The organism is Oleiphilus sp. HI0061, assembly GCF_001635675.1.
The window spans coordinates 1-1,115 of the sequence record NZ_LWFE01001272.1; the positions used below are offsets into that span (position 1 = coordinate 1).

Annotated in this window: 1 protein-coding gene; it reads right to left on the bottom strand. The window is 37.8% G+C overall.

What is annotated here, in order from left to right; genetic code table 11:
- Positions 1–292: 292 nt before the first annotated feature.
- Positions 293–1,069: a tyrosine-type recombinase/integrase gene (locus A3735_RS19995; RefSeq protein ID WP_068515027.1), complete on the bottom strand. Its 777-nt coding sequence runs from the start codon at positions 1,067–1,069 to the stop codon at positions 293–295.
- Positions 1,070–1,115: the final 46 nt, after the last annotated feature.

Below are 1,115 nucleotides of genomic sequence, written 5' to 3' on the forward strand. Positions count from 1 at the left end.
ACGGCTGATTGTGTGCCAAACCTGTCTTTAATATCTACCGTATCTCCAATTAATCCAGCGTTAGCTGTTGTAGAGCTGATTACTAGAATACCGGCTGCTAGACCGCATAGTAACTTAGACATAAACAATTTCCTTGTTAAATTCTGCCGACACACTTCACCGGCAATAGATTGACGTACGTAAAAAATGGACGTCCATTTAAACATCATTCACTAATGCAATCCGTGACTCATGTAGCATAAGTTTACAAAAAATTACATGATGTTAACGCTATGACTTAAGAGAGCTATTACTAGCCTAATTTGACCAAAGTAAACAAAAACCGCCAACGTCCGCTTTCAGAAAGATAAAGACACAGGTATTGGTAATTATCTAGTACACCTCTTAAAACATCATCAACATCTTCGGGAATGGCTCTTTCATATTTTTCTATTTGATGGTACTTTTTTAAGCCCAAAAGTTTTCTGATTCTAGTTTGAGGTACTCCCGAGAGCATTAGATGCACTGCAAAGCTATGTCTAAAGGTTTCAGCGGTTATATTAAAGGGGGAGCCTCCCGAACGTTCGACCAGTTTATGTATATGACGATTTACAGTATGTCGATCCACACCGAAAAGTCTTTGATTGTGTTTAATTTGGTTTCCAATAATGTAAGACTCAATACGATCTTTTAGATCCGAATCTTTAATTGAGATAGATCGAGATGAGATCATTTCTTGCTGAGCTTTTGTGGGCCTCCCAGCCCTACTATGAAGCCGCTTCAAAATAACACTTCCTGACCGTTTAAAGCTTTCACGCTTTAAACCTAGAACTTCAGAAACAGTTGCTCCAGTACTCCACATTAAATCTAACAACAACCTTCTGGGTAAATATTTTTCATTATTAAGTAGCGTCAATATCTCTGGCTTTACCAAATATCTTGGGTACTTACTATCAATGTTGAAGAGCGATGCTCTATGGTCGATTAACTCATTCCAAGTGTAAGAGCATAGGTAACCTGAAGTTTCACGGTTTTGCGCAAAAACACGGTATTCAAATAACTGCTTTGGTTTTTCAAATAAGTGTTCCATTTTTGCCTCCTAATTTTGGAGCAAGTTAAAGGTAATTATAGCCACT